The sequence below is a fragment of the Pseudomonas sp. PIC25 genome, from assembly GCF_002286785.1.
Taxonomy (GTDB): Bacteria; Pseudomonadota; Gammaproteobacteria; order Pseudomonadales; family Pseudomonadaceae; genus Pseudomonas_M.
Genome location: NZ_MUJY01000007.1, coordinates 1 through 4,617, shown reverse-complemented (window position 1 = coordinate 4,617; position 4,617 = coordinate 1). Strand labels below are relative to the sequence as shown.

Below are 4,617 nucleotides of genomic sequence, written 5' to 3'. Positions count from 1 at the left end.
TGCGGAGGATCTCCCGTGCCAGGCCAACGCCGCTCCTATCCCAAATCCTTCAAGGCCCAGGTCGTCGATGAGTGTACCCAGCCCGGCGCCTCGGTTGCCGGTGTGGCCTTGAACCACGGCCTCAACGCCAATCTCGTGCACAAGTGGATTCGTCGCCAGCAGGCACAGCTGCCTGCTGTACCCTCAAGTTTCATTCCGATTCCTCTCGTCCCGAGCCTGCCGGCTACCGCGAGTGCGGCCGACATGGTCATCCAGATCGCCATTCCCCATCGGGCCGGCAAGCTGTCAGTGCAGTGGCCGGGCAACGACCCTGAAGGCTGCGCCCGCTTCCTGCGCGAGCTACTGAAGTGATCCGCATCGAGCGCATCTGGCTCGCCACCGAGCCGCTGGATATGCGCGCCGGCACCGAAACAGCATTGGCCCGGGTGGTTCAGGTGTTCGGTGCGGCGCAGCCGCACTGCGCCTACCTGTTCACCAACAAGCGCGCCAATCGGATGAAGGTGTTGGTGCACGATGGCTTCGGCATCTGGCTGGCCGCTCGCAGGCTCAATCGAGGGCGCTTCGTCTGGTTGGGCAATTGGCAAGGACAGCAGTTGGAACTCAGCCCCGAGCAGTTGCAGGCCCTGGTGATCGGCCTGCCTTGGCAGCGTCTTGGCCCCGATGCCGAGATCAGGCTCCTGTAGCCGAGGTGCAATTAGGCCAATGGCCTATCGCCGAGGGGGCCCGAACTCCGCACACTCGGCGCCATGAATCCTGCCGCTTTCGATCATCTGACGCCTGAACAGCTGCGCCAACTGGCCGCGCAGTTGAGCCAGCGCGTCGATCATCTGGAAACGCTCAACCAGCGGTTGAACCACGAACTCGCCGTGCTGCGGCGCCACCGCTTTGCCCGCCGCAGCGAGCAGCTCAATGCCGACCAGCTCAACCTGCTGGACGAGATGATCGATGCCGACATCGCCGCCATCGAGGCAGAGCTTGAGGCGGCCCGACCAGAGCCCGCCAAGCGCGAGCTACGGCAGCAACCCAAGCGAGCGCCTCTGCCGGCCGAACTGCCGCGCACGCTGATACTTCACGAGCCGGACAGCACCCAGTGTGCCTGCGGCTGCCAGCTCAAGCGCATCGGTGAAGACGTCAGCGAGAAGCTCGACTACACCCCTGGCACCTTCACCGTCGAGCGGCATATCCGTGGCAAGTGGGTCTGCGCCGCGTGTGAAACGTTGATCCAGGCCCCAGTGCCTGCGCAGGTGATCGACAAGGGCATCCCGACTGCGGGGCTGCTGGCTCAGGTCATGGTGGCCAAATTCGCCGATCATCTGCCGCTGTACCGCCAGGAAAAGATCTTCGCTCGCGCCGGGCTGGCCATCGCGCGTTCCACCCTAGCGCAATGGGTCGGCGCTTGCGGCGTCCAGCTGCAACCTCTGGTCGATGCTCTGCGCGACCGCCTGCTCCAGCAGGACGTCATCCTCGCCGACGAAACCCCGGTGCAGATGCTCGCCCCGGGCACGAAGAAGACCCAGCGGGCTTACGTCTGGGCCTATGCACCCAGCCCCTTCGCCGACCTCAAGGCCGTGGTCTACGACTTCAGGCCGAGTCGGGCCGGTGAGCACGCGCGCAGCTTCCTGGGCGACTGGCAAGGCAAACTGGTCTGCGACGACTTCGCCGGCTACAAGGCCAGCTTCGAGCAAGGCGTGACCGAGATCGGCTGCATGGCCCATGCCCGGCGCAAGTTCTTTGACCTGCATGCTGCCAACCAGAGCCAACTGGCCGAGCAGGCCCTCCAGTACATCGGTCAACTGTACGAGGTGGAGCGCGAAGGGCGAGAGCTGCTCGCCGAACAGCGTCGGCAACTGCGCCAGGACAAAGCCAGGCCGATCATCGAAGGCCTGCATGGCTGGATGCTTGGGCAGCGGCAGAAGGTGCCGGAAGGCAGCGCGATCGCCAAGGCACTCGACTACAGCCTCAAGCGCTGGACCGCGTTGGTGCGCTACCTGGATGACGGCAACCTACCCATCGACAACAACTGGATCGAGGTGCGACACGAAGTCGCTTAATGAAGTTGTTCCCCCCGGCGGGAACCACCCGTGTCACCGGGTGAATCTAGAAGGCTGAATCAAGAGCGCCTTCGACAATGGAACGAGGCACCGCAAGGTGCGGGGTACCAATCGTGAGAGGCGTACCCTTCTGGCAGCCATAGCCGGACGAGGGCTAGATAGTCGGTATGGTGAACGCATGTGAATCTGCGCAACGATCGTTAAGTTGAGCGAGCGGAAATGGCTTACACGCTCGAACCAAAACGGTAATGGAGGTGGGAATAGCGTCTTTCGACTACGCGTTCGTGACCCACATGCCTCCCGGTCGATAGCAGGCACCTAACCCGACGTACTTCAGTAAGCGGAACGTGGAAATCCCGTATCGCTCCCATTGGGAAAGCAGTTTGCAAAAACTGCCCATGGCGGTGCGGGCGAAGGAACGAGGAAAAAGCGAACGCCAGCCTGTAACGGGCTGGATAGAGGTTGAAACATCACCTTACGCGAAAGCGGGCTGACGTCCTCATGGTCTCTCATCACAAGAGAGTGTGTAGAACCCTTTCAACGGAGGGAGAGCAAATGAACGCAGCAGTATTCGCGTGTGCACCTTCCGGCACGTCGTGGGACAGCATCGATTGGATTGCCGTACAGCGTCGTGTCAGAGGGCTGCAAGCGCGTATTGTGAAGGCCGTACAAGACGGCAGGCATAACAAGGCGAAAGCCCTGCAATGGCTGCTGACTCACTCGTTCTGTGGCAAGGCATTGGCCGTGAAACGGGTGTCTGAAAACAAAGGCAAAAACACTCCTGGGGTCGACAAGGTTACTTGGAATACGCCCAGGGCCAAGATCGGTGCGATTACGTCGTTGAAGAGGCGAGGCTACTCGCCGCTTCCGCTTCGGAGAGTCCTTATTCCGAAGAAAAACGGTAAGACGAGACCTCTCGGGATACCCGCCATGAAATGCCGGGCCATGCAGGCGCTGCATTTGCTGGCTCTGGAACCCATCGCGGAGACCACCGCCGATCCGAACTCTTACGGGTTCAGACCGGAACGCTCAACAGCGGATGCCGCAGCGCAGTGCTTTGGTGTGCTGTCACGAAGAGCAAATGCGGAGTGGGTGTTAGAGGGCGACATTGAAGGCTGTTTCGACAATATCAGCCATGACTGGTTGATCGCCAACATCCCTATGGACAAGGCGATTTTACGGAAATGGCTCAAGGCCGGTTATGTCTACCAAAGCAAGCTGTTCCCCAGCCACGCCGGAACACCGCAAGGAGGCATCATCTCTCCGGTGTTGGCCAACATGACGTTGGACGGGCTGGAAACGATGCTGGCGAAGAAGTTCCCTACCGCCAAATGGACAGGTAAGAAGCTGCGATTGGTACGGTATGCGGACGATTTCATCATCACGGGGTACTCCAAAGAGTGGCTCGAAAATGAAGTTCGCCCTGCCGTGGTTGAATTTCTGGCAGAGCGCGGTCTCGTGCTCTCTCAGGAAAAGACCAAAATCACGCATATAGGGAACGGGTTCGACTTTCTCGGCTGGAACGTGCGCAAGTACAACGGCAAGCTACTGATCAAGCCGTCAAAGGCGAACATCAGCGCTCACCTTGCCAAGCTACGAGAGTTGATCAAGGCGAACAGAACGACACGGCAGACAAATTTGATAGGTTTGCTCAACCCGATTCTACGGGGCTGGGCGAACTATCACAGCCATGTCGTCGCCAAGAAGGTCTTCAACCAGGTGGACAGCGCAGTGTGGGAAATGCTCTGGCGATGGGCGGTACGTCGCCACCCTCGCAAGACACGCCGATGGGTGAAGGATCGGTATTTCAAAGTACAAGGGGCGCGTCGATGGGTGTTCTCATGTGCTGAAAAATCCGCCGATGGTCGGAAGCGTCAGTACACGTTATTGGACGCCTCGGACACGCCAATTGTGCGACATATCAAGATCAAGGCCGCTGCCAACCCTCACGACCCCGCATGGGATGAGTACTTCGAATCCCGATGGGGCAAAAGAATGCTTATCTCCCCAAAGGGTCGAGCCAAGCTGTATCGGGTGTGGCTACAGCAAGGTGGCCGCTGCTGCGCATGCCTTCAACCGGTCACCAAAGACACACCATGGCATAGCCGCCATGTTGTGAAGCTGAGTCATGGTGGAACGGATGCGGCCGCTAATCTTGAGATCTACCACCTGCGTTGCCCAAGGGATGTGCAATTTGCCAATGTCGACGATGTATAACCGGGTGCCAATGGCGCCTTAGCAGAGGCTTGAGCCGTGTGCTGGGAAACTCGCATGCACGGTTCTTAGGGGGTTGGGCGCGGGTAACCGCGTCTGACTACCCGACAACCAGATCCGCCCCTGGGCCTTGGGGCGCTCCAACTGGCTGTTTGCCGGCTCGCTGCGCAGTGGTCAGCGGGGCGCGGCCTTGATGACACTGATCCAGTCAGCCCGCCTGAACGGGCACGATCCGTACGCCTACCTGAAGGACGTGCTCACGCGCCTGCCGACGCAGAAGGCCAGCGCCCTGGCCGAGCTGCTGCCGCACAACTGGGTGCCCGCCGGCAAGGTGTGATGCCCGTTCGCTTAC

The 4,617-nt window shown here is 60.3% G+C and carries 3 protein-coding genes and 2 pseudogenes; all 5 read left to right on the top strand.

All coding sequences use genetic code 11. The features are described from left to right. On the top strand, positions 1 to 351 hold a 351-nt coding region (locus BZL41_RS00100; RefSeq protein WP_218224300.1), incomplete at its 5' end, for a transposase. Beyond that, positions 348 to 683, top strand: coding sequence for an IS66 family insertion sequence element accessory protein TnpB (gene tnpB / locus BZL41_RS00095; protein WP_143517984.1), 336 nt, complete (start codon positions 348 to 350; stop codon positions 681 to 683). The genes BZL41_RS00100 and tnpB, both read left to right, overlap by 4 nt. 63 nt (positions 684 to 746) lie before the next feature. Beyond that, positions 747 to 2,030, top strand: a pseudogene (locus tag BZL41_RS00090) (IS66 family transposase); the annotation flags it as partial. Positions 2,031 to 2,606: 576 nt separating this feature from the next. Continuing rightward, positions 2,607 to 4,268 (top strand): group II intron reverse transcriptase/maturase, encoded by a 1,662-nt coding sequence (ltrA, locus tag BZL41_RS00085; protein WP_095597415.1) that lies wholly within the window; start codon positions 2,607 to 2,609, stop codon positions 4,266 to 4,268. Positions 4,269 to 4,371: 103 nt separating this feature from the next. Continuing rightward, a pseudogene (locus BZL41_RS00080) lies at positions 4,372 to 4,602 on the top strand (transposase domain-containing protein); the annotation flags it as partial. Positions 4,603 to 4,617: the final 15 nt, after the last annotated feature.